18 protein-coding genes are annotated in these 25576 nt (G+C 48.9%); 5 read left to right on the top strand and 13 right to left on the bottom strand.

Annotation, left to right across the window (positions count from 1 at the left end):
- Positions 1-180: 180 nt before the first annotated feature.
- Positions 181-3384 carry a beta-L-arabinofuranosidase domain-containing protein gene (locus CIL02_RS05990; RefSeq protein ID WP_240513547.1) on the top strand — a complete coding sequence of 1068 codons (3204 nt, stop codon included), beginning with the start codon at positions 181-183 and terminating at the stop codon, positions 3382-3384.
- Positions 3385-3847: 463 nt separating this feature from the next.
- On the opposite strand, the gene CIL02_RS05995 is transcribed toward CIL02_RS05990, so the two are convergent.
- From CIL02_RS05995 to CIL02_RS06045, 11 genes are all read right to left on the bottom strand, one after another.
- The gene (locus tag CIL02_RS05995; RefSeq protein WP_094400049.1) at positions 3848-4354 is read right to left on the bottom strand and encodes an NUDIX domain-containing protein; all 507 of its coding nucleotides are present in this window, start codon (positions 4352-4354) and stop codon (positions 3848-3850) included.
- An 8-nt stretch (positions 4355-4362) separates the two neighbouring features.
- A complete protein-coding gene (gene ispE, locus CIL02_RS06000) occupies positions 4363-5202 on the bottom strand; it encodes a 4-(cytidine 5'-diphospho)-2-C-methyl-D-erythritol kinase (RefSeq protein WP_094399903.1) in 840 nt (279 codons plus the stop codon).
- 80 nt (positions 5203-5282) lie between these two features.
- Entirely contained in the window at positions 5283-6950 is a 1668-nt protein-coding gene (locus CIL02_RS06005) for a dipeptidase (protein ID WP_094399905.1), read from the bottom strand.
- 36 nt (positions 6951-6986) lie between these two features.
- A complete protein-coding gene (gene nadC / locus CIL02_RS06010; RefSeq protein WP_094399907.1) occupies positions 6987-7835 on the bottom strand; it encodes a carboxylating nicotinate-nucleotide diphosphorylase in 849 nt (282 codons plus the stop codon).
- Between the two features lie 54 nt (positions 7836-7889).
- Positions 7890-8933: a DUF4296 domain-containing protein gene (locus CIL02_RS06015; protein ID WP_094399910.1), complete on the bottom strand. Its 1044-nt coding sequence runs from the start codon at positions 8931-8933 to the stop codon at positions 7890-7892.
- Positions 8914-9600 carry a lipoprotein signal peptidase gene (locus CIL02_RS06020; protein ID WP_094399912.1) on the bottom strand — a complete coding sequence of 229 codons (687 nt, stop codon included), beginning with the start codon at positions 9598-9600 and terminating at the stop codon, positions 8914-8916. Before CIL02_RS06020 ends, CIL02_RS06015 begins: the two co-directional genes overlap by 20 nt.
- The gene (locus CIL02_RS06025; protein WP_094399914.1) at positions 9597-9977 is read right to left on the bottom strand and encodes a molecular chaperone DnaK; all 381 of its coding nucleotides are present in this window, start codon (positions 9975-9977) and stop codon (positions 9597-9599) included. Before CIL02_RS06025 ends, CIL02_RS06020 begins: the two co-directional genes overlap by 4 nt.
- A 68-nt stretch (positions 9978-10045) precedes the next feature.
- Positions 10046-13597, bottom strand: coding sequence for an isoleucine--tRNA ligase (gene ileS / locus CIL02_RS06030; RefSeq protein ID WP_094399916.1), 3552 nt, complete (start codon positions 13595-13597; stop codon positions 10046-10048).
- Between the two features lie 113 nt (positions 13598-13710).
- Positions 13711-14346, bottom strand: coding sequence for a trimeric intracellular cation channel family protein (locus CIL02_RS06035; RefSeq protein ID WP_094399918.1), 636 nt, complete (start codon positions 14344-14346; stop codon positions 13711-13713).
- A 3-nt stretch (positions 14347-14349) separates the two neighbouring features.
- A complete protein-coding gene (locus CIL02_RS06040) occupies positions 14350-15318 on the bottom strand; it encodes a D-2-hydroxyacid dehydrogenase (RefSeq protein WP_094399920.1) in 969 nt (322 codons plus the stop codon).
- A 32-nt stretch (positions 15319-15350) separates the two neighbouring features.
- A complete protein-coding gene (locus tag CIL02_RS06045) occupies positions 15351-16622 on the bottom strand; it encodes a replication-associated recombination protein A (protein WP_094399922.1) in 1272 nt (423 codons plus the stop codon).
- Positions 16623-17198: 576 nt separating this feature from the next.
- Between CIL02_RS06045 and CIL02_RS06055 the strand changes: the two genes are divergently transcribed.
- On the top strand, positions 17199-19460 hold the full coding sequence (locus tag CIL02_RS06055) for an alpha-amylase family glycosyl hydrolase (protein WP_094399926.1): 2262 nt from the start codon (positions 17199-17201) through the stop codon (positions 19458-19460).
- A 529-nt stretch (positions 19461-19989) separates the two neighbouring features.
- On the opposite strand, the gene CIL02_RS06060 is transcribed toward CIL02_RS06055, so the two are convergent.
- The gene (locus tag CIL02_RS06060) at positions 19990-21507 is read right to left on the bottom strand and encodes a DUF4301 family protein (RefSeq protein ID WP_094400051.1); all 1518 of its coding nucleotides are present in this window, start codon (positions 21505-21507) and stop codon (positions 19990-19992) included.
- A 110-nt stretch (positions 21508-21617) separates the two neighbouring features.
- Between CIL02_RS06060 and CIL02_RS06065 the strand changes: the two genes are divergently transcribed.
- The 3 genes from CIL02_RS06065 to rpmA all read left to right on the top strand — a co-directional run bounded on the left by CIL02_RS06065 (position 21618) and on the right by rpmA (position 24613).
- Positions 21618-23828, top strand: a complete 2211-nt coding sequence (locus tag CIL02_RS06065) for a bifunctional (p)ppGpp synthetase/guanosine-3',5'-bis(diphosphate) 3'-pyrophosphohydrolase (RefSeq protein WP_094400053.1) — start codon at positions 21618-21620, stop codon at positions 23826-23828.
- 161 nt (positions 23829-23989) lie between these two features.
- Positions 23990-24307 (top strand): 50S ribosomal protein L21, encoded by a 318-nt coding sequence (gene rplU / locus CIL02_RS06070; protein ID WP_094399928.1) that lies wholly within the window; start codon positions 23990-23992, stop codon positions 24305-24307.
- 15 nt (positions 24308-24322) lie between these two features.
- Positions 24323-24613 carry a 50S ribosomal protein L27 gene (gene rpmA, locus CIL02_RS06075; RefSeq protein WP_094399930.1) on the top strand — a complete coding sequence of 97 codons (291 nt, stop codon included), beginning with the start codon at positions 24323-24325 and terminating at the stop codon, positions 24611-24613.
- Between the two features lie 295 nt (positions 24614-24908).
- Here rpmA and CIL02_RS06080 read toward each other — a convergent pair whose 3' ends face one another.
- The gene (locus tag CIL02_RS06080) at positions 24909-25553 is read right to left on the bottom strand and encodes an OmpH family outer membrane protein (protein WP_094399933.1); all 645 of its coding nucleotides are present in this window, start codon (positions 25551-25553) and stop codon (positions 24909-24911) included.
- Positions 25554-25576: the final 23 nt, after the last annotated feature.

Consider the following 25576-nt stretch of genomic DNA (forward strand, 5'->3'; position numbering starts at 1 on the left):
ATGTGTACACAGAAATCAAATAATGTTTTGTATGTAATGGCGCATACTTATTGTGCCTATAGTTATTCTTCTGAAAAAAATGATATAAATACTTTTTTACCGGTTATTTTGTGTAAATTTGCAGAAGAATTTATAAACGACATAGATACTAACCAATACAACATCCTAACTAAACAATATATGATGAAGAAACATTCTGTTCTTGCTGCCGCCATGGCAATAGCCGGCTGGCTTTCCACCCCATCTGTCTCTTATGCCCAGAGCAAACTCTACGACCAGCATTTCGACTTGAGCGAGGTGCGTCTGGGCGAGAGTCCGTTTGCCACCGCCATGTACCGCAACGCGCGGTTGCTCCTGGACTACGATGCCGACAGGCTGATGACGCCGTTTATCCGTCAAGCCGGACTCGACAAGGCGGGCTCCAAATACCAAGGATGGACAACCACCCATCCGTCGTTCCCCAACTGGGGACTCGACAGCTGGTCACTTGATGGGCATGTAGGAGGACACTATCTGACAGCCCTCGCCATGGCATATTCGGCCATAAGCGACGAGAACCTTCGCGGACAGCTCAAGGACAGGCTCGACTATTGCATAACTATACTTAACGACTGCCAAGAGGCATTTGATGACAACTCAAACGGACTGAAAGGCTTTATTGGCGGACAGCCCATAAACCAGATATGGACGGGACTCTACGCCAACGACCTCACAGAATTCAGAAAATATGGCGGATGGGTGCCATTCTATTGCGAGCACAAGGTGCTGGCCGGACTCCGCGATGCATGGATATATGCAGGCAACGAAATGGCGAAGGAATGTTTCAGGAAGTTGTGCCAATGGAGTGCCGACGTAGTGTCGAAGTTGTCATACTCCGACATGCAGAACGTCCTCGGATGGGAACACGGAGGTATGAACGAGGTGCTGGCCGATGCCTACCATATCTTTGGCGACAGCAAATGGCTCGAAGTCGCACAAAAATACTGCCACGCCTATGAGGTGAACGGTATGCAGGGCACCAGTCAGAGCTACAGCCGCACTTTCCTCGACGGTCAGCATGCCAACACTCAGGTACCTAAGTTCATAGGCTTCGAGCGTATTGCAGCACTGACAACGGGCGACAACGCCAGACTGGCCACGGCGGCACGCAACTTCTGGAGCGATGTTGCCGACAACCGCACCGTATGCATAGGTGGCAACAGCGTCTCCGAGCACTTCCTCGCACACAGCAAGGGAGAGCAGTATGTGACCAACCTTGACGGTCCTGAGAGCTGCAACTCCAACAACATGCTGAAACTCTCGGAAATGCTTTTCGACAGAACACATGACGCAAGATATGCCGACTTCTATGAGCAGACCATGTGGAACCACATACTGTCAACACAAGACCCCGAGACAGGAGGATATGTGTATTTCACATCGCTACGGCCACAGAGCTACCGCGTATACTCACAAGTTAATCAGGGCATGTGGTGCTGCGTAGGCACGGGTATGGAGAACCACAGCAAATACGCACACTTTATATACACTCATCAGGGCGACAGCGTCATATACGTCAACCTATACACCGCCAGCGAGCTGCAGAACGACAAATTCGGCCTGAAGCAGCAGACTGAATTCCCATACGGCCAGCAGTCAACCATTACGATAAACAAGGCCGGAACCTACACCGTTGCCCTACGGCATCCGTCATGGGCGACAGAAGGTTTCTCGGTAGAGGTGAACGGCATACAGCAGGATGCCGAGGTAACTGCAGGTGTGGCATCGTATGTCAGGGTGTCGCGCTCTTGGCAGGCCGGAGATGTCATTAGCGTTAAGCTTCCCATGACCATGCGCATAGAGCCATGCCCCGACTATCCAGACTATATCGCATTCAAGTATGGCCCGGTGCTGTTGGCAGCAAAGACTACTGCAGCAACAGAGGAGGAGGCAACAGCAACAGGACTTGAGTACGAGAAACTGCAGAACGAATATGGTGGTGAGGGACGTATGGACCACGCTCCAGGCAGCATGGCGACCATGAAGTCACTGTCGTCAGCACCATTGCTCATTGGCGAGAGAGCCGACGTTCTGAACAGGATAAAGACAATAGATGCCGGGAAGCTAACTTTTGCCATAGACTGCACAAGGGAGGGCAACTCCACATTCGAAGGACCGCAGGGCACAAAGTCATGGCTTACACTACAGCCCTTCCATACCATTCATCACTCACGATACTCATGCTACTGGTATCAGCAGACTGAGGAAAACTACGCCAATAGCGACATGGGGCAAAAGGATGCTGAGGAAGAGGCCATAAACAGCCGCACCATAGACTTCGTTGCGACTGGTGAGCAGCAGAGTGAGGCTGGACACGACGCACTCTACAGCACAGGCTCGACATCGGGAAACTACAACGGTGAGACCTACCGTGACGCACGCGCTGGAGAATTCATACAGTACACCCTTGCCAACCCTTCTGGCCGTACTGACAGCATGGCCGTGATGTGCCGCTTCACCGTTGCCGACAAGGGACGCAGCGCAACTGTTTACATCGACGGACAGTCCATTGGCACAATCACCATTCCTGAGACAATAAAGGGTTCGGACGACAAAGGCTTCTTCAACATAGAGTTCCCCATACCAGCAGAGGTGATGACTGATGCTGAGGGAAACGGCAAGACGTCCATTACATTCAAGATTGTGGCATCGCAGGCAACCCTCTGCCCAGGCCTATACTATCTGCGGCTTGTCAGCGGCTACGATGCCCACGACTATGTCTTCAGAGCCAGGGACTGGCGGTCGGGTGACGAGGCGCGCGTGCCACAGGCGAACATAACCTACGATGACATTAATAACACTATTACTTTAAAGGCTGGGACAGGCGCCAACAACGTCTGCCTCGGCCTCAATCATGCCAATACCGACTACACACTGACCCCAGCACGCAAATACCTGGTTGTACGCGGAACCAATCTCAGCCTGCTGGCAGGAAAATCATACCTGTGGTGGCTCAACGGCATAAACAAGGGAACCAGCGTGGCTCCCACACGAACAGCCACCGTTACCATCAGCAATGGCGAAACAAAAACCTACAAGCAAGTAATAGCATGGGACATGACGGCAAGCGGACTTGATGCTAACAACACCGGACAGAGGTTCAGCATCTGCAACGGTATGACCATCTTCGGACTGACATCCACAACAGGTACTTCAACCATAGACTACATTGGTTTCGAAAGCTCCATTGATGACTTTATAACATCAACTGCCGTCACCCTACAAACCATCAACCCACAAGTATCCTCCCCCGCCTATACTCTCTCAGGCATCAGGAAACATGGCAATTACAAAGGCGTATACATAAAAAATGGAAAGAAGCAGGTGAATAACCTTCGACCTTAGACCTTTTACCTTAGTCCTTCGACCTTAGACCTTAGTCCTTAGACCTTCGACCTTAGTCCTTAGATCTTAGTCCCTCTTAACACTCTGCAATAAATGTTCAGCGAATACCGCAGGCTGCACGCGCTGTAAGCGCAGAAGCGCACAGCCCAGGGTAAAGCGTAGCGGCACCCTGGGTATAAGGGTTTATAATCAATGCGCGCTGTAAGCGCAAAAGCGTTATCTGTCCTGCTGGTGTCTACGCTTTTGCCCTTTCAGGGCGACCATCAACTACATGCAATAACCCAGGGTGTCGCTACGCTCTACCCTGGGCTATGTTCTTTTGCGCTTACAGCGCGATAATTATCTTTGACCTTTGACCTTCGAACCCCTCGATAATGGTATCATCAATCATCAATCTTCAACCATCAATAATCTATAATCAATCATCCGACCTTCGTCCTTCGACCTTCCTTTAAGGTTGTCTTTAGGAGGGTGAAAAGAAGCGGAGGTACTCGCTTTCAAAGTTTGGTGTAAAGACATTACTGCCAATGTTTGCCAATATCTCCGCACGGCTCCAGAACCGGCCTCCGTCAAGTTCGTTGGCATCGGGTGTAATAATACCACTGTATGTTGTAATGTGGACATTCACCAATTCCCGTTCCCGGCTACTCTCGAAGATGTATCGTCCGATGAACTTAGGCGTGAAGTCTGTTATGCCGAGTTCTTCGCTTACTTCCCGACTGAGGGCCAGTTCTATAGTCTCTCCATATGCTACGTGGCCTCCGCATGCTGTATCCCACTTGCCGGGCTGTATATCTTTCCATACTGGTCGGTGCTGAAGGAACAGATCGCCATGGGCATTGAAGACATGAAGGTGAACTACAGGATGTAGTATCATGCTTCCTCCATGGGCCTCTCCTCGAGTGACACATCCCGTAACGTTGCCCTGATCGTCTACGGTAGGGAACAGCTCATTGGCATTGTCGCTCATGGTTCCATTCATAGCCTGCTTATATATGTAAAACACCCTCTGAAATGAGCGTCAAGATGGTCTGGCCGTTCGCTGAAGATGCCATACAGGGCGCTGCCACTTCCACTCATCTGCGCATAAATGGCACCGAGGGTGTATAGCTTATCCTTAATAGTTTTCAGTACAGGGCACATCTTGAAGACAGGCTGTTCGAAGTCGTTGGTCAGTTCTGTCCTCCATGTTTCTATGGGCTGACTGACTATTTCCTTGCAGCATTTTGCGGGTGCAGCGGGACGGATATTGCTGTATGCTTCTTTTGTGGAAATCTGCACATCGGGTTTTACGATTGCGATGTAACGTCCCCGCAGCTGTTCCTCTACTCCGTCTGCAGGCTCAAGGATATTGCCTATGCCTGTGGCAAAAGACGGGTCGGCAGTAATGAAGAACGCGCAGTCGGCACCGAGCATTGCGGCGTATCTCTCCATCTCGGCATTGCCGATATTGAGTCGGAAGCGTTCGTCGAGCAATCTTATCATGAAGGCAGCATCGCTACTGCCTCCGCCCAATCCAGCCTGTGATGGTATTCGCTTAAAGAGATGAGCGTGAACACGGGGGATATTGAAATCGTGGGCAAGCAAGTCATAAGCCTTTACAACGAGGTTGTCTCCCTCGCTGCAGTCTATGGCGTTGCCTGTAATCTTGAGGTCGCAGGCTGTGTCGGAAGGGAACTGGTCGCCCATGAGCTTTATCTCAAGCGCGTCCGTGAGGTTGACTGGATAGAATACAGTCTCAAGATCATGATAACCGTCGGGTCTCTTGGAGACAACGTTCAGTCCCAGATTGATTTTAGCGCATGGAAAGTTTATCATATTATTGGGGATTAAAATAGGTTGTATGGTAGAAGAGTTAAGGACTAAGGTCTAGACTTTCGACCTTAGACCTTAGAATTTTACTCAGGACACTGATACTTATTGCCTGTGGCCTTTACCAGCTTACGTGCAAATGCTGCGGGATAGCCGGGGCGTGAGACGCGTGCTCCGATGCCCTCTGGTGTACGCTTGAATTGTCCGTTTTCCTCGGGCTTTACTGCCATATCATTGTATTTCACTATCAGATATGTTGCCAGTTGCTGCCAGCGATGGAGCATCTGCTGCGCCTTCTCAACGGAATAGTCGTTGAGGTACTTGCGCGCCTTCTCAGGGTTCTCGGCATATAGCTGGGCAGCGTGTGCCTCAATATTCGGCTGGGCTGCGAAATAGCTTTGCTCAAGGCTGTCACGTACAGCAGCCAGGCTTGGGAACATCATGGAATATCTGGGATATACCATGTTGCTCACCCAGTTGCATACCCAATAGGCGTTACGCATGGAGAACGTCACGGCATCGGCTCCGGGAGTATTGTAGCATTCGGGGCGTTCCGTAGAGCAGCAGTAGACTGGCGTATAGGCTATCATGTTGCCATCGTCGTTGCCGAACCACAGAATACCACCAATCTCACGTGGCAGCCAGCTACGCATCTGGCTGACGTAGGAGAAACCTGTCTGCTGGGTACTTGTTGGACGCTCGTTGAAATACTTCTTGCCATCGACAGTGAACGACAATGGCGTTGGACGGTATGGCATCTGCCATATTCCTCCACCCATATCAGCAGAGTCGAGGGCTAATGGTGTGTTCTCGTAATGATCGCGCATGTCGGCCTCCAGGTCTTTGACACTCAGCTTGCGATTGGGGATAATCCACAGGGGCATGTCCTCGGCGTTCTCGTCAATGCCAAGTGCCCACGGGAGGTAGCTGCTCATGTCCTTGTAGTGGTTGAAGAATGACCACACACGTGCATCGCAATAGCGGCGACCTGAAAAGTCGGGCTTTGCATATGTGTTCTTCCATGAGAAGTCAGCATCCTTGCCTGTGAACCATCCCTGCTTGCGTGCGAACTTTATGACATCCTTCGAATAGAGCACATTCTCCTTGTCCTTCATGTCGAACTTGCCAATGCGGCTCTGGTTGGCATGGGCACAGATAGCATCGTCGGGTATGCGCATGGCCACCCAAACAACACCCTTGCTGCCCGGTCCCTTTCCCATCATCTCCATTATCCATGCCTCGTTGGGGTCACAGATGGTGAAGGTCTCGCCCTCGGAGCAATAGCCATAGGTCTGTGCAAGGGTTGTCATCACGCAGATGGCCTCACGGGCAGTCTTGGAACGCTGGAGAGCAATATATATGAGCGAGCCATAGTCGAGTATGCCGGTGTTATCGACCATCTCTTCCCTTCCGCCATAAGTAGTCTCCCCAATAGTTACCTGATACTCGTTGATGTTTCCGATAACGTTGTACGTTTCCTCTGCCTCAGGAATTTCTCCATGATAGACATGAGTGTCCCAATCTATGATTTGGCGCATAGTACCCTTGGGATGCTTGGCGGCAGGATAGTGGCACAGTCCGATGAACATACCATAGTCATCAGCATTATACGTACACATCACAGAACCGTCTGCGGAGGCTTTCTTTCCGACAATGAAATTGGTACATGCGTGCGAGGTCTCTGCCACCAGTGCGAGGGCGGCAATTGCGAGGGAGCGCACGAAACGGTGGGTATTTTCTCCTAAAATATTCATTTGTATCTTATTTTAAGTTGACGGGTCAACAGAAAATCAGCAGGCCTTGAAGCTCATGTCGAGACCCTTGACAGAATGTGTCAATGCGCCAACACTGATGAAGTCTACACCCTGCTCGGCATAGTCGCGGATAGTGTCGTAGGTTATTCCCCCACTCGACTCTGTCTCGTAGCGTCCGGCAATAATGTCTACAGCCTTCTTGGTATCGCTGACGGAGAAGTTGTCAAGCATTATACGGTTGACACCTCCGTGGGTAAGCACCTGGTTGAGCTCGTCGAAGTTACGTACCTCAATCTCTATCTTCAGGTCAAGGCCCTTCTCCTGCAGATAGGCATGGCATCTGTCAATGGCATTGGTGATGCCTCCGGCAAAGTCAACATGGTTGTCCTTGAGGAGTATCATGTCGAAGAGTCCTATGCGGTGGTTTACTCCTCCACCAATCTTCACTGCCTGCTTCTCAAGCATGCGCAGTCCAGGAGTGGTTTTGCGGGTATCGAGAATGCGAGTGTTGGTACCTTTTAGTCGTTCCACATATCTGTTGGTCATTGTGGCGATACCGCTCATCCTTTGCATGATGTTCAGCATCAGACGCTCCGTCTGGAGCAGCGAGCGTGTCTTGCCGGTCACTACCATTGCGACGTCTCCAACCTTCACATGTGCTCCGTCACCAATGAGGACTTCCACCTGCATGGTTGGGTCGAAACGGTTGAATACCTTCTTAGCTACTTCCACACCTGCAAGGATGCCTTCTTCCTTTATCAGGAGATGGCTCTTGCCCATGGCTGTCTCGGGAATGCAACATAGCGTTGTATGGTCCCCATCACCTATATCCTCAGCAAAAGCAAGGTCTATGAGGCGGTCTTCCAATTCGTTTACTGATAACATAATAATTATATTTTTCTAAAGTATTTCTTTTAAGCGTATCGTTATCTGGCTTGCTTATCTCTGCATTTGCTGCACGTTCTCCATTTTCCTTGGCGTTGTCATCTCCAGCTTAGCATCAGCAGGTATTCGCCTGAACATCCTGTTGCCATGTGATGGTGGCAACATCCTGTCCTTTGCCTCAAGTCTGATTGGCTCTTTACCCATAGGCCCAGCAGGCATGGAGTTGCCGGAAGGCCGCTGTTCCAAGGAGTCTTTCCGCACCCTTGTCCGCTCAGCACTATCTTTGTCTGCCTGCTGTACGGATGATGGTGATTTTTTCACTGCGCGCAGTCTTACAAGGTGTATGTCATAAACAGACATCAGCTTCAGGGTTGTCGACTTGCTGCCAATACCGCTTCCAGAGTTGAGCAGGAAATATCCCTTTACCTCCTTCACCTTAAGGTTTCCATCGTTGTTTATCCTCATGCTGTAGGATGAAGAGGAGGATATGCGTATGAACTGGCTTGTAACACTGTCATTCGCATATTTCGCAACAAGTACCGCTACGCCGTCACGCATGCCGTCCTGATAAATGAAGTTTGTACGGAAAGACAGTACGAAACTGTCGCCAGCACGGTATGAACTGTCGGCAACAATACTATAAGAATACACGCTATACGGAGCAATGGGCATGAGTACAATAGCCTTGTTGCCATTCCACAAGTTGGTAGTATCTCCATTGTCCGATGCTCCGCTAAACTTGTTTATGTCGCTCTCGGAGGCTCCAAGTGCTATGGCTTCGTCGTGGAGCCTGTCTGCCAGAGACTCGTATATGTCGTGTAGACGCTCGGTATGACGCATGTAGTATACCATTGACGAGTCGAACTCAGCACTGGTGACACCGTGCTTTCTCAACGCTGACTCACGGTATAGCACCTGATAATAGCCATAGTTGTCCGTCTGGGCTGCCATGGCGTCAGCCAGATGGTAGTCAAAGAGTACATCCTCCATCTCGTCGGGTTGCAGGAAATCGCTTGGTACCGACGGCTTACAACCCGAAAAGACGAGTATCAGAAGGACAACTACTACCGCTATACTATTATTTGTCCTGTTCGTCATCAGAAACAGTCTCCTTACTTGTTACCTTTAATTGCAGTCCACGTCTGAACGTATCGCCGATGCCCTCCATATCCTTGCGACAGAACAGCAGCATCAGCACTACACCAACACTGATGCACGCATCAGCGAAGTTGAATACCGGGGAGAAGAATATGAACTCCTCGCCTCCGAAGAACGGTACCCATTGGGGCCAAGTGGTTACTATCAGCGGGAAGTAGAACATGTCTACGACCTTGCCCATCAGGAAGTCTGCATACCCCGTGCCAAAGGGCACAAAATAGGAGACATAGAATGGTGACGAGGCATTGAAGATGAGTCCATAGAACATACAGTCAATAACATTGCCTGCTGCCCCAGCCACTATCATGGCCAACAGGGCAATGTAGAGCGTGCGCCCCTTTTCCCGGACAACAAGGTGGATGTACCATCCGATGACCGATATAGCCACCAGACGGAGAACGCTCAACAATATCTTGGGCATGAACGACATACCGTATGCCATACCCTTGTTCTCGATAAAATTGATATAAAACCAGTCTGTAAGACGTATGGACTCGCCAAGACACATTGATGTTTTCACCTCTATCTTTATGATCTGGTCAATTGCAAGAATAGCGATGACTATTATCCAGGCGAGCCTACCGTCAGTCATTTGTGCCTTCTTCATTTCTTTCTGGCGTTCTTCGATGCAACACTCAGCGTAGCATGAGGAACTATGCGCAGACGCTCCTTTGGTATCAGCTCACCCGTGAGTCTGTCGATGCCGTAGGTTTTGTTGTCAATTCTCATGAGCGCTGCCTCAAGTGCGATGATGAACTTCTGCTGCCGCTGCGCCATCTGCACCAATTCCTCCTTGGTCTGTCCTGTGCTGCCCTCCTCAAGTGCCTTATAGGTGGGTGAGGTATCGACAACATCATTGCTGTTGGCATTGGTTAGCTGCTTCATCATGTCCTCGTAGTCAAGGCGTGCCAACCTCAGCTTCTCATTGATGATTTGACGGAACTCTTCCAGTTCCTCGTCTGTGTAACGTGTTTTTTCTGCCATAGCTGTATATATTTAAGATGTGTGATGGTACGGGGGCGTGTATCAATGGCTCCCCCGTACCATGATAATTATACTTTCTCAATAGTGATATTAACATCAAATTTCTCTATGACTCCATCGTTATCAGCAATGGTTATGTCATCGGCAAGAACCTGTCCCTTGATATACTCACCATACATAGCCAGGGCGGCGTTTGTCTGCTCGTTAGGCGCAATGACAACCTTTATGCGGTCGGTAATCTCCAGTCCGCTGTCCTTGCGCAGGTTCTGTATACGGTTGATAATCTCGCGGGCCATACCCTCGTTGATAAGCTCATCGCTAAGCTCAACCTCAAGGGCAACGGTAAGATTGCCCTCGTTGCTCACCAGCCAGCCGGGAATGTCCTCACTGATGATGTCAACGTCTGCCGCATCAACAACAACGTCCTGTCCGTCCACCTGTATGGTCAGTGAGCCAGAGGTCTCGAGAAGTGAGATCTGCTTCTGGTCGAGAGTCGCCATCTGGGCAGCAACACCCTTCATCAGCTTACCATACTTCTTGCCCATGGTGCGGAAGTTGCACTTAACGGACTTAACAAGTATATCCTCACCCTCGACGAACTTCAGTTCCTTGACGTTTACCTCGCTCATAATGAGGTCCTTGACGGCCTCGATATGGTTCTTCTGCTCTACCGAAACTGTAGGAATCATTATCTGCTGCAGCGGCTGTCTCACCTTGATGTTCACCTTGCGGCGCAGGGCCAGCGTCATAGATGTAATCTTCTGTGCCACCTCCATGCGTGCCTCGAGGTCGGTATTGATGAACGAAGCATCGGCAACGGGGAACTTCTCAAGATGAACGCTCAGCAGCTCTCCGCCAAGGTCGTGATAGAGCTGGTCAGTGAAGAATGGAGCCAAAGGAGCCAGCAGTTTTGACACTGTCATCAGGCAGGTGTAGAGTGTCTGATATGCCGACAGCTTGTCCTCGCTCATTTCCTTACCCCAGAAACGCTTGCGGTTTAGGCGGACATACCAGTTGGACAGGTTGTCGTTGACGAAATTGTCTATGAGCCTTCCTGCGCGTGTCGGGTCGTAGCCGTCCATTTCTGCCTCCACCTTATTAATAAGTGTGTGCAGGCAAGACAATATCCATCGGTCTATCTCCGGACGCTTGCTGAACTCCACTTGTGGAGCATCGATATCAAAATTGTCCACATTGGCGTAGAGAGCGAAGAAGCTGTACGTATTATATAATGTACCGAAGAGCTTGCGGCGAACCTCATCCACGCCATTGGCGTCAAACTTCAGGTTGTCCCATGGCTCGGAGTTGGTCATCATGTAGAAGCGCACGGCATCTGCACCATAGGTATGTATCATGTCGAATGGATTGACAACATTACCTTTGTGTTTGCTCATCTTGTCGCCCTTGGAATCGAGAACGAGACCCGTAGAGATGACGTTCTTGAACGCTACGGAGTCGAACACCATCGTAGCGATGGCATGCAGTGTAAAGAACCATCCGCGTGTCTGGTCCACTCCCTCGTTAATGAAGTCGGCAGGGAATGCCTTGCCCTCGTCAATCTTCTCGCGGTTCTCGAAAGGATAGTGTATCTGGGCATATGGCATCGAGCCTGAGTCGAACCACACATCAATGAGGTCGCTCTCGCGCTTCATTGGCTTGCCGGTCTTGCTGACGAGCACGATGTTGTCGACGTACGGGCGATGGATGTCTATGCGGTCGTAGTTCTCCTGCGAATAGTCACCAGGCACGAAGCCACGGTCTTTAAGAGGATTTGAAGCCATGATACCAGCTTCCACCGCCTTGTCTATCTCGGCATATAGCTGCTCCAAAGAGCCAATGCATATCTCCTCGCCGTCCTCGTCACGCCATATTGGCAGTGGAGTACCCCAGAAACGTGAGCGCGACAGGTTCCAGTCGTTGAGGTTCTCGAGCCAGTTGCCGAAGCGTCCGGTACCTGTTGACATTGGCTGCCAGTTTATTGTCTTGTTGAGTTCCACCATACGCTCCTTCATTGCGGTAGAGCGGATGAACCACGAGTCGAGAGGATAATAGAGTATCGGCTTGTCCGTGCGCCAGCAATGCGGGTAGTTGTGTACGTGCTTCTCTATCTTGAATGCCGTACCCTCGGCCTTCATCTCCATGCAGATGACGATGTTCAGGTCCTCAGCCTTTTCTGAGGCCTTCACATCCCACTTGCCGTCGGGATTGAACTGCGGGTCGTAAGCGTTCTTCACATAGTCGCCGGCATGATGGCTGTAAGCATCCTTGCTTAGGCACTTTGCCACAAAGTTGGCGTCAAGGTCAGCTATCTCATAATACTTGCCCTGAAGGTCAACCATTGGCCTTGTCTCACCCTTCTTGTCGATAAGGAAGAGTGACGGTATTTTGGCATCCTTTGCCACCTTTGCATCGTCGGCACCGAAGGTTGGAGCAATATGTACGATACCCGTACCATCCTCTGTGGTAACATAGTCGCCAAGGATTACCCTGAATGCGCAGTCGGCCATTTCAACGAACTTATCCTTGCCGTTCTCAGCCACAAACACCTTGTCAGGATTGCCCTGCGCATATTCAGCGACAAATGCTGGTGCGTTGTTGTCGACCTTTGCGCATGGCTTCACCCACGGCATGAGCTGTGCGAAACGCAGTCCCTCAAGGTCGGTACCCTTATATCGGCCAACAATCTTGTAAGGCACGAACTTCTTTCCCTTCTCGTACGCTGGCAATGGCTCGTCGTCGGTGAGAAGGCCTTCTGGTGAGAGGTATGCGTTGATGCGGCTCTCAGCCATTACGACCGTTATTGGCTCGCCGGTATATGAGTTGTATGTCTCTATGGCCACATAATCGATGTTGGGGCCAACGCACAGGGCAACGTTTGAGGGCAGGGTCCATGGAGTTGTTGTCCAGGCCACGAAGTATGGCGTTCCCCACCTTGTCCACTCCTCCTTCGGGTTTACGGCCTTGAAGAGAGCCGTAACGGTAGTGTCCTTCACGTCACGGTAGCAGCCGGGCTGGTTAAGCTCGTGGCTGGACAGTCCGGTACCTGCGCCTGGGGAGTAAGGCTGTATGGTATAGCCTTTATAGAGGAGTCCCTTGTTATAGAGCTGGCTCAGCAGCCACCACAACGTCTCCATATACTTGTTGTCGTATGTGATGTAGGGGTTGTCGAGGTCAACGAAATATCCCATCTCCTCAGTAAGCTGCCTCCATTCGGCAGTAAACTTCATCACGTTCTCACGGCATTTGGCATTGTAGTCCTCGGTACTTATGTACTTGTCCGAGTTCTTGTTGTCGATATCCTTCTTTGTGATGCCAAGCTCCTTCTCCACTCCAAGCTCAACGGGCAGTCCGTGGGTGTCCCATCCGGCCTTGCGGTGAACCTGGAACCCCTTCATGGTCTTATATCTGTTGAATGTATCCTTAATGGAGCGTGCGAGAACGTGGTGGATGCCGGGATGGCCGTTTGCAGAAGGAGGTCCCTCGAAGAATATGAACTGCGGGCATCCTTCTCTTTCATCAATACTTTTATGGAAGATATCATTCTTCTCCCATTCCTTAAGAACTTCTTTGTTAGTAGCGGTCAAATCCAATCCGCTATGTTCGGCAAACTTCTTAGCCATTCTCAACTTTATTTAGTAACGTTATTAAAATAATGCGCAAAGGTAAATAAAAAAAACGTATTATCAAAATTATAGCAATATTCTTTTAATCTTTTTGCTAATGTCCTCAGACCTTATTCCTTCAGCTTTATGATGGGCAGGGAGATATGGTATCTTACCGCAAGGAACCTTATCGCACAAACGAGTACGAACACTACGAATGCCGTAAGGGCAAAATTGATGCCAAGCATAGTCATGCCCCAGTATACAAAACCACCGGCAACACTTGCAAGGGCATAAATCTCCTTGTGAAATATCACGGGCTCCTTGTTAAGAAGCACGTCACGAATGACACCACCCGCCGAACCCGTAATGCAGCCCATGGCAATGGCTACCCAGAAAGGATGACCGCAGTCTATGGTCTTCTGAATACCGGCTATGGTAAAGAGAGCCAAGCCAAAGGTATCGAAGACAAACCATGCATTATCCAATTTTTTCAGATATTTTGAAAAAACAATTGTGAAGAAAAGAGCCGCAAAGGAGCAGGTCATATACATGGGAGTAGTCATCCAGAAAGGTGTAATACCGAGCATAACATCACGCACTGTTCCACCACCAATGGCGACAGCAAAACCACAGACAAATCCTCCAAACCAGTCATACTGCTTTGATGCGGCATGCCTGATTCCGGATATGGCGAAAGCGAAGGTTCCCATTACCTCTATAATATAGAGAACCATGTTGATGAAATGTTGATCCTGTGGTATCATCTGTCAGCGTAACAAAATGTTGTTCACTACATTTACGGGTTTCCCATCAAGGAAAGCCTTAATATTGCCTGCGGCAATCTCAAGCAGTCGGCTACGTGCCTCAACAGTAGCCCAGGCTATGTGAGGAGTAATGAAAGCATTAGGCTCTGCGAAGAGCGGATTGTCTGCCGATGGTGGCTCCTCGTTCATAACGTCCGCTCCATATCCTGCCAATTTCCCTTCGTGAAGAGCCTGAGCCACAGCATATTCGTCAACCAACGGTCCACGCCCGGTATTGATAAGTATGGCTCCATCTCGCATCTTTGCTAAAGTGTCAGCATTTATCATATTCTTTGTCTTCTCCGTAAGCGGGCAATGCAATGTGAGCACATCGCTAACAGCAAACAATCCGTCGAGGGTTGTCTTCTGTATTCCTGCAGGCAGGTCAGCGGAATTCTTGCTCGTATACGCGAATACGTCCATGCCGAAATCCTTTGCTATGGCAGCAACGTGCATACCGATATTTCCGAGTCCTACAATTCCTATCGTCTTACCCATAAGCTCATGCAGAGGCGAGTCCCAATAGCAAAAGTCCTGATTGTAGCTCCAACGTCCGTTACGGTTCTTTGAGGCATAGTGGTCCACCCTGTTTGTGATGCTAAGTATGAGCGCAAAAGTCATCTGCGCCACGCTTGCCGTGCTGTAAGCCGGTATGTTTGTCACGACTATACCACGACGAGAGGCTGCCTCAAGGTCAACAACGTTATATCCTGTCGCCATAACACCGATATACTTTAGCTTTGGCAACGAGTTGATAACATTCTCGTCAATTATTACTTTATTTACCAATATGATGTCAGCATCCTTGGCACGCTCAACAACCTCGTCGGGCGCTGTCCTTGGATAAACTACAAATTCTCCCAATTCTTCAAAAGCCGAGTAGCTCAAGTCACCAGGATTAGCTGCGTATCCGTCTAATTCTACAATTTTCATTATCCTATCAAATTAAATACTAAACAATAAAACTATTCATATCTCTTCCCCCAGCAGCCCGTCATATATTTATATAGCTTTTCCTCTGCCGGAGAGTGCTGTATGTTCCAGAACCGCTCTCCTTGCAGCTCATCGGGCAAATACTGCTGCTCCACAAAATGCCCTGGATAGTCGTGGCTGTACTTATATCCGTCATGGTATCCCAGGCTTGCCATTAGCTCTGTGGGAGCATTCCGTATGTGAAGCGGCACAGGCAGGTTGCCTGTTGCCCTTACCTTGGCCAATGCTGCATCTATGGCCAGGTATGCCGAATTGCTCTTTGGGCTTGCCGCCAGATACACCACGGCTTCGGCAAGTGGTATGCGTCCTTCCGGCCACCCCAGCTTGTTTACCGCATCAAAGGCGGCGTTGGCAAGAAGAAGTGCGTTGGGATTTGCAAGTCCCACGTCCTCTGCAGCCGAGATTACAATCCTGCGGGCAATGAACTTAGGATCTTCACCACCCTCTATCATCCTTGCCATCCAGTAAAGGGCCGCATCAGGGTCGCTGCCTCTTATGCTCTTTATGAATGCCGATATAATGTCGTAGTGCATCTCCCCGTCCTTGTCGTAAGCCAACGGATTTTGCTGCAGACGTTCCTTCACGGTATCGTCATTGATAACCACCTGCTCACAGGTGTCCGCTCCGACGACAAGTTCCAAGATGTTGAGCAGCTTGCGCGCATCACCACCACTATATCTTATCAGCGCATCAGTCTGCTCCAAGCGAATGTTCCGCTTGGTGAGCTCTGGGTCTGTGGTGACGGCACGTTGTATAAGCGACAGCAGGTCGTCTTTGTCGAGCGACTTTAGGACATACAGCTGGCAACGGGACAGCAGCGGACGGATTACCTCGAACGAGGGATTTTCAGTCGTCGCTCCTATCAGCGTGACAACGCCCTTCTCTACAGCTCCAAGAAGCGAGTCCTGCTGTGACTTAGAGAAACGGTGGATCTCATCAATGAAGAGTATTGGCGATGCTGAATTGAAGAAACGTCCCTTGCGGGCGCGCTCAATCACCTCGCGTACATCCTTCACTCCACTCGTCACGGCGCTCAGCGTAAAGAATGGAGTCTCAAGACGGTTGGCAATTATCTGTGCCAGAGTTGTCTTGCCTACACCTGGGGGACCCCAAAGTATGAACGAGGAAATGTGCCCGGAATCTATCATCTTACGCAACACACCACCCTCGCCTACCAAATGACGCTGGCCGACATAATCGTCGAGCGTCCTGGGCCTCATACGTTCTGCTAATGGTTCACTCATATTGTTGCAAAGGTAACAATTTTCCGTATTGCAAAGAAACATTTCCCCAATTTTTTACATTAAAATCATACTACATTCACTATCCTTGCAAACGAGTTGACGTTGTCGGGGTTATACAACTATTTACAATCAACACATTAAAAAACATCCCTTCACAGTATGTGTGTGTCACCAGTGACGGATGTTTTATAGACATTATATATTCAGCACATACCGTCGGGATAACCATACTGCTTGCACCTAATACCAAAGGTTGAGTCTATTACGGAAGAATGTTTAGAGTCAAATTGCTTCAGGATTGAAAAATATCCCCAAAAAAGAGTGATCTTTTCGGATTTTTTGCTATCTTTGCCATGTCTTTGGGTTTTATAATTATTTTGATTTGCAACACAATGAGTAGGTAGAAATAACTGATATGACAGTTTAATGAGACACTCGGCTTTGCCGTTTGCCACAAGCAAGAACATTTTGTTGTCCAAGTACTTACAAAGTTAAACTATAGTATTACGGCAATAAGGGTCAATAGAAGAGCTACAAAACTCCAATATATTACATAACCATAAAACATATTTGAATATGAAAAAGACTTACCGATTGTTGCTAAGTGCATTGCTGGTCACATCAGCACTTATTACAAACGCTGCAACGTTTATAGGGGATCGCACGGATTTCCGCGACGAGACAATCTATTTTGCCATGACCACCCGCTTCTACGATGGCGACCCAACAAACAACACCTACTGCTGGGACGGAGTGCTTAACGTGAACGACCCGGAATGGCGCGGCGACTTCAAAGGACTTATCGACAAGCTCGACTACATCAAGGCTCTCGGATTTACTGCCGTATGGATTACGCCTATCGTTGAGAACGCTTCCGGACTCGACTATCACGGCTACCATGCCATGGACTTCTCTAAAATAGACCACCGATACGTAGGAAAGTCCAACACTGATGCTGATGCTGACGTAGCATTCCAGACGCTCATTGACGAGGTGCACAGACGCGGCATGAAGATTATTCTTGACGTTGTGCTGCAACATACCGGCAACTTCGGCGAAGCACGTCTTTGCAAGATGTTTGAAAAGGACTATTCTAAAGACCTTGGACACATCAGCTGCATGAAAGTGGTGCCGCAGAGTGAAGGCGGCATGCTTCCGGAGAACTATGCCTCTATGAAGCCGACAGAGCAGTACGGCTCACGCTTGGCACTAATGAAGAATACGGATTACAAGAACAATGACATTCACAACTATTGGCACCACAAGGCGTGGTTTGACTGGGACGACCCGTCACGCTGGTGGGGACAGATAGCAGGCGACTGCGTGGATCTTAACACAGAGCATCCCGGAGTAAGCTCCTACATCGTGGAATGCTACTCACGCTTCATCAAGATGGGCGTTGACGGCTTCCGTATCGACACCGCTGGACACCTCCCGCGTCTGTCGTTCAACAACAATTTCTTGCCGCAATTCCAAGAAGCGGCAGAATCGGCAGAAGCAAAGGCTAAACGTGGTGACAGTCCATTCTTCATGTTCGGTGAAGTATGCGCTCGCTCTATGGAAGTGATTTATCGTGGCGCAAACTACAACTGCTCGCCTTGCTACTATACATGGAAGGAGTCAAAAGACTATCCGTGGGACTATGACCCTGCCTCATGGGACAATGTGGTGGCTATCCCGACACCCAACGAAGGCTCACATGACTATGAGACCGTCAGTGGACACACCAACTGGGAATTCGCACTCCGGCAAGGAGAAGACGATCTTGGTCATTCAGATGAAATCTTGCGCCGCAGCGACAACGCTCTGCTCAATGGTAACGATTACCATACTCCTGACCACTCCGACTTTTCCGGTATGAGCGTCATAGACTTTGCCATGCACTGGAATTTCAACTCCGCCTCTGGTGCTTTTGGCGTGCATACACAAGACTATCTCTACAACGACGCCACCTACAATGTGGTTTATGTGGATTCGCACGACTATGCCCCCGATAGCAATTGCCGCTTCAATAAGGACCAGGCGACATGGGCTGAAAACCTCTCGCTCATGTTCACCTTCCGCGGCATACCGTGTCTGTTTTATGGATCAGAAGTGGAATTCCAGAAAGGAAAAGATATAGATAAAGGTGCTATGTTACCGCTCAAGGACACCGGCCGTGCCTATTTTGGCGGTTATATCGAAGGAAACGTGAATGTTATGGACTTTGCGGAATACAGCGATGCTACAGGTAACATGGCTTCGACACTGACTTATCCTCTGGCGCGCCACATCCAGCGTCTGAACAAGATACGTGCGGCAGTGCCTGCTCTGCGTAAGGGACAATATTCTACAGAGGGATGCTCGGGCAACCTTTCCTTCAAGCGGCGCTATAAAGATGGCAATGTTGATTCATACGTTCTTGTCACCATCTCCGGGAACTCCACTTTCACAAATATCCTGAACGGAACGTACGTGGATGCCGTTACAGGCGATATAAAAAATGTGGCAAACAATACTCTTACGGCAGAATGCTCTGGAAAGGGAAATATGCGCGTATATGTGCTCAACGGTCCGGGCAAGATAGGCGACGACGGCAAATACCTGTATGATGATGCATCAGTAGATCAACCTTGGGCGGCATGGCCTGACGAAACCATGCCTGACGACACCTGGACCATCAGACCGGTAGAAGGCGAGGGTTCAACAGGAATAAACATCAACATCCCGGCAGACGATGCGAATGCTGCTACCGAATACCTCAACCTCCAAGGTGTACGCATCACGCAGCCCGCCACCTCCGGAATTTACATCGTAAAGAAAGGGAATAAAGTAAGCAAGTCTTATATTCGGAAATAACCCCATTGCTTTTCATAAATAGAGCGTTCCCGCAATACAAACGCTTTCCCGCAATACAGCAATTATCACGAGGGCGTGTCACTTCATGTTGACACGCCCTCGTTCATATTCGGGATATAATTGTTATTAGCAGAGGTAAAGTATTATGGCTTATCCGAATAATGGAATGATGTCTTGTAGATTACTATCTTAAAGAGAGCCGGATATATTTGGCATTATCTACGAATACGTTTGCATCACTGATAAGGTTAATAACCTTACGGGCGCAAGGTTAATAACCTTACGGGCGAAAGGTTATTAACCTTATCGGCAATGCAATATAATACGAACGGACCATGCAACACTAAGTGATAATCACTCTAAACGTCTGATGAACCATTATATATATAAAGAACTGTGATAATCTTCTATTTTCTTTGCGAAAACTTGAAGATTATCACAGTCACTTGAATGGGGTTATTGTCCGGTCATTCTGACATGCACAGCACAAACATCTGTTTCTGTATCAGAGCCTCATAACCTAAAAAAATCATTGATGCTGTTCTCGCAGCAGGTCGTTGACAGTCTTCACAGGATTGAAGGTCTCAAGTGGAACCTCCACGAATATGGTATTCCAGTCGCTCATGGCACCATTCCACAATCCTGGAAGCTCGAGGGCCTTCAGTTCCTTGCCGTTCTTGCTCTTAGAACTTATGAAGCCTGTGGAGCGGTCAACATAATCAGGAAGATTGAAACGGTTGCCCTTGTAGTCCTTTGTCGCGCATACCAGGTCAACAGGATTGAAGTGGGTACCATTTTTGAACATCTTTACATATTCCTCGTTGGCGGTATCAATCTGGCTGCTCTCCAGTATCTGCAGGCTAACGGTGCCGTCCTGATTATATGTGAGGAACGGTCCTCCTCCCGGCTCGCCGACATTCTTCACAACTCCACAAACCCTCATCGGGCGGTTGAGCTTCTTGCGCAGGTAGATGACGAGGTCGGCATCCTCCAGTTCCTTAATGTCGGTCTTGCGGCAGCACAGGTCACGCTGTACGAAACGTATGATTTCCTCAAGCTGCTCGTGAGTGTAACGGCCAGAATCTAACAGGCGCAGATAGTCAAACGCCTTTGCCTGTAGGGTGACGAGCACACCTGCTATCACCTGCTTCCACTCTACCGTTGCTGGCTTTAGCCTGTCGGGAACAACGTTGTCGATATTCTTGATGAATACTATGTCGGCATCTATCTCGTTGAGGTTCTCGATGAGTGCGCCATGTCCTCCTGGCCTGAAGAGCAGTGAGCCGTCGGCATTGCGGAATGGAGTGTTGTCGGTATTTGCGGCAATAGTGTCTGTCGATGGTTTCTGCTCGGAGAATGACACATTATATGTTACTCCGAACTGGTTGGCATATTTCTCCAGCTTCTCTGCCACCTTGTTCTTGAACAGCTCAAGATGCTCGTGCGAGACGGTGAAGTGAACGTTGGCCTTACCATTGGAGCTCGCATACATGGCAGCCTCTACGAGATGCTCCTCCATTGGTGTGCGCGGGCCGTCCTCATAGTTGTGGAAAAGCAGCAATCCCTTCGGCAGCTGACCGTAGTTGAGACCTTCGGCAGCAAGCATGTTTCGTGCTATTGCCTTATAGTTGCCCTCGGCAAGAAGAGTCTTGATGTTCTTACCCTCATTCTGCTTGCACTTGTCACACAATTCCTCGCGGAAGGCGAAGTCGCGAATACGCTCGAAATAGCATTTCTCGAAGTCTGTTGTAGGCACGTCATAGTCTGCATCTACGAATGCAAACATATTCTTGAACATACGGCTGGCAGCTCCAGATGCCGGAACGAACTTCACGATAGTGTGACCCTCATCCTTGTAATCCTGCCATGCCTTTACATATGCCTCTCTCTCCTCGCTGTCGGGAGCGACAATTCCTTTCTCCACACTTGCCGCAGCCTCAAGCTTCAGGAAAGGAAATCCCTCGGCAATCTGCTCCAGCTGTTGTCTAACCTGCTCCTCGGTGATACCGCGAGCGGCAATTTGCTTCAAATCACTTTCTGTAAACATAATATTCATAGCATATTTATGGTAAATGTGCAACAAATATAGTTACTTTTTCTGAAAAGCAGAAATATTTCACCGAAAAACACTAACTTTGTGGACAAAATTATATGATTATGGAGCAGACATTCGAATTTACGCAGAACGAGAAGAACGAAGCACTTGCCATTCTCGCAAGATTAAAAGAGGACATCGGTGACACCCTGAAGCCCGGTGACGAGCGAAAACTGCACGAGCATATCATAGATGCGATATCAGAAAACAAGATACAGAGGGACATATTCGGGCTGAACCCCATACTGCACGCCCTGCAGACTGCCGAGATAGCAACTCACGAGATAGGACTGAAACGCGATGGAGCCATAGCGGTATTACTATACAACTGCGTACAGCATGACATGCTGGGGCTCGACAACATAAAAAATGATTTCGGCCAGAGCGTCGCTAATATCATAAACGGACTAATAAAGGTACAAAGCCTTTACCGCAAAAATCCCGTTGTGGAAAGCGAGAATTTCCGCAACCTGCTGCTGTCCTTCGCCGAGGACATGAGGGTTATCCTCATAATGATTGCCGACAGGGTGAACTTGATGAGGCAGATAAAGCACACTACCAACACCGAGGCTCAGAGGCAGGTCAGCGAGGAGGCAAGCTACCTTTATGCGCCCCTGGCCCACAAGCTGGGACTGTACAAGCTGAAGAGCGAGCTTGAGGACTTGTCGCTCAAATACCTTGAGCGCGACGCATACTATATGATAAAGGAGAAACTCAATGCCACAAAACGCTCAAGGGACGCCTACATCGATAAATTCATAAAACCCATTCAGCAAAAACTTGAGGAGGCAGGACTGCACTTCCACATGAAGGGCAGAACCAAGAGCATACACTCAATATGGCAAAAGATGAAGAAGCAGAAATGCGGCTTCGAGGGCATATACGACCTCTTCGCCATACGAATAATCATCGATGCTCCGCTTAAACTGGAGAAAATGCAATGCTGGCAGGCATTCTCAATAGTTACCGACATGTATCAGCCAAACCCGAAACGTCTGCGCGACTGGCTGTCTGTTCCTAAATCCAACGGTTACGAGAGCCTGCACATAACAGTTCTCGGCCCCGAGAAGAAATGGGTGGAGGTACAGATCAGGACAGAGCGTATGGACGACATAGCTGAACATGGTCTTGCCGCACACTGGAGATACAAGGGGGTAAAGAGCGAGAGCAACATAGACCAATGGCTGGCCAATATACGCTCGGCTCTTGAGGCCGGCGACGACCTGGAGGTTATGGACCAGTTCAAGATGGACCTCTACGATGACGAGGTGTTCATCTTTACTCCAAAAGGCGACCTCATAAAATTCCCCAAGGGTGCAACGGTACTCGATTTCGCATACCACATACATACAGGAGTTGGAAACAGCTGCGTTGGAGGACGTATCAACGGCAAGGTCGTTCCTTTCAGACAAATACTCAACTCTGGTGATACCGTGGAGATAATCACCCAAACCAACCAGAAGCCCAAGCGTGACTGGCTGAACATAGTGAAGACATCAAGGGCAAAGGCTAAAATAAGGCTCGCCCTGAAGGAAACACAGAAGAAAGAAGGCCTAATGGCCAAGGAACTGCTTGAGCGGAGATTCAAGAACAGGAAGATAGAGCCGGAAGAGAGCATCATGGGACAGCTCATTACCAAGATGGGCTTCAAGGAGCAGAGTGACTTCTACAAGCAGATTGCTGACGAGAAGCTCGACCCCAACGCCGTGATAGAAAAGTATCTGCAGATACGTGACCAGACGGTAAATACAGGACAGCAGAAACCCACACGCTCAGCCGAAGAGTTTGAATACGAGAACCCAGTTGAGGATATAGCAAGGCAAAACGATGACGCACTCATCATCGACCGCAACCTCATGGGCATAGACTACTCTCTGGCACAATGCTGCCGTCCCATCTACGGCGACTCGATATTTGGCTTTGTCACAGTATCGGGAGGTATCAAGATACACCGCACCGACTGCCCCAACGCACCAGAACTGTACCGGCGCTTCGGCTACAGAGTGGTGAAAGCGCGCTGGAGCGGCAAGGGCAACGGACAATATGCCATAACGCTCAGGGTTATCGGCAACGATGACATAGGAATAGTCAACAACATTACCTCGATAATCTCGAAAGAGGAGAAAATCGTCATGAGGTCAATAAATATTGACAGCAACGATGGATTGTTCAGGGGCAACCTCGTCATACAGCTTGAAGACGTGTCAAGACTCAACTCCATCATCAAGAAACTGCAACAAGTTAAGGGAGTAAAACAAGTAACAAGGGTATAAGCTGTTAAACATTCTTAAAACTATCAAAACCAGCACACATACAATATCATCAAGTCAGCGAAATTTTGTAACTTTGCGTCCGATTTAGTCCGTGGAGGCTTGAAAAAGTGACAGTAAACGCTGTCCGCCTTACGGAAAAACCCGTTTTTATAATTTAATTAATGTACGCAATTGTAGAAATTAACGGTCAACAGTTCAAAGTTGAGGAGGGCAAGAAGCTCTTCATCAATCGCCTGAAAGATGCTGAGGCTGGTAAGACTGTTGAATTTGACAAGGTTCTGCTCGTTGACAACAACGGAACTGTCACAGTTGGTGCCCCTACTGTAAGTGGAGCAAAGGTAGTAGTTGAAGTTGTGAACCCGCTGGTAAAGGGTGACAAGGTAATCGTCTTCAAGATGAAGCGCCGCAAGGACTATCGTAAGAAGAACGGACACCGCAGCCAGTTCACAGAAGTAGAAATCAAACAAGTAATCGCTTAAAAGGAGGAATTCAGAATGGCACATAAAAAAGGTGTAGGTAGTTCTAAGAACGGCCGTGAATCAGCTTCACAAAGATTAGGCGTGAAAATCTGGGGTGGACAGTCTATCATCGCAGGCAACATCATCGTTCGTCAGCGTGGTAACAAGCACTTCCCAGGAGAAGGTGTAGCACAGGGCAAGGACGACACTCTGTATGCTCTTACCGACGGAATCGTTTACTTCCACAAGGGACGCCGCGACAAGAGCACTGTCTCTGTTCTCTCTCCAGAGGTATATGCCGAGAAAACGAAGAAAGCTGAGGCATAAATATTAAAATCCAAACTTATTCCAAACAAACAACAGAATGCCAATTCCACAAACAAGTGGAATTGGCATTCCTGCGTTATTGGAGATTGACATTGAAGTATTAAGGGGGATTCCAAATACCCAACAATTAAATTTTGCTCACAAGTAAATCATAGCCTTAAAGCAAATTCCTCACCCACCTTTCAAAACAAAAAATAAGAAGTAACGATTCAGATGACCATACTGATATCGTTACTTCTAACAAAGCCTCTTCATAAAAATGACTATATTATTATGTAGAGACTAAAATGTTTTCTTACTTCTTAGCCTTATCTGCCTTTTCAGTCTGAGCAGCCTCCTTTGCAGCAGGTTTACCCTTGTATGCCTTGTTCAGACCAGCAATAATTTCGTTAGTGATGTCATATGCTTTGTCAGCATAGAGAAGGTTGTCACCCTGCTTGCTGAAGATGATGCTGTACTTCTTGTCCTTGTTGTAAACGGCCAGATAGTGCTGGATGCTGTCGCGGAGAGCCTTGTTGAACTTATCGGTCTCATTCTGGAACTCCGTGCTCAATCGCTGGTTGAGAACCTGAAGGTCGTTGCCTTGCTTCTGCAGTCCTGCATTTATGGCTTCGGCCTGTTCGCGAGTGTAGGCATTCTGCTGTACCTTCTGCTGGAAGTTAGCCACTGCAGCCTGAAGAGCCTCCTGCTTCTTGGCAAGGGTGTTCTGGATGTTCTGACCCTTCTTCTGGAGGATAAGGCTATACTCTTTGCAGAACTTGTACTGGCTCATTATGGAGTCAACCTCAACGTAGGCTATCTTTAATTCACCTGCAACGGCTGTTTTGTTTGCATTCTCAGGCTTCTGATCCATCTGAGGATTGCTCTTGTCGCATGCGGTAAGGGCTGCAGTAGCAACGAAAGCTACGGCGAGATTGCGGAAAATGTTCTTCTTTTTCATTACTTACTTATGTGTTTAGTTAT

Origin of the sequence: Prevotella sp. P3-122 (assembly GCF_002251365.1) — a bacterium.
Classification (GTDB): domain Bacteria; phylum Bacteroidota; class Bacteroidia; order Bacteroidales; family Bacteroidaceae; genus Prevotella.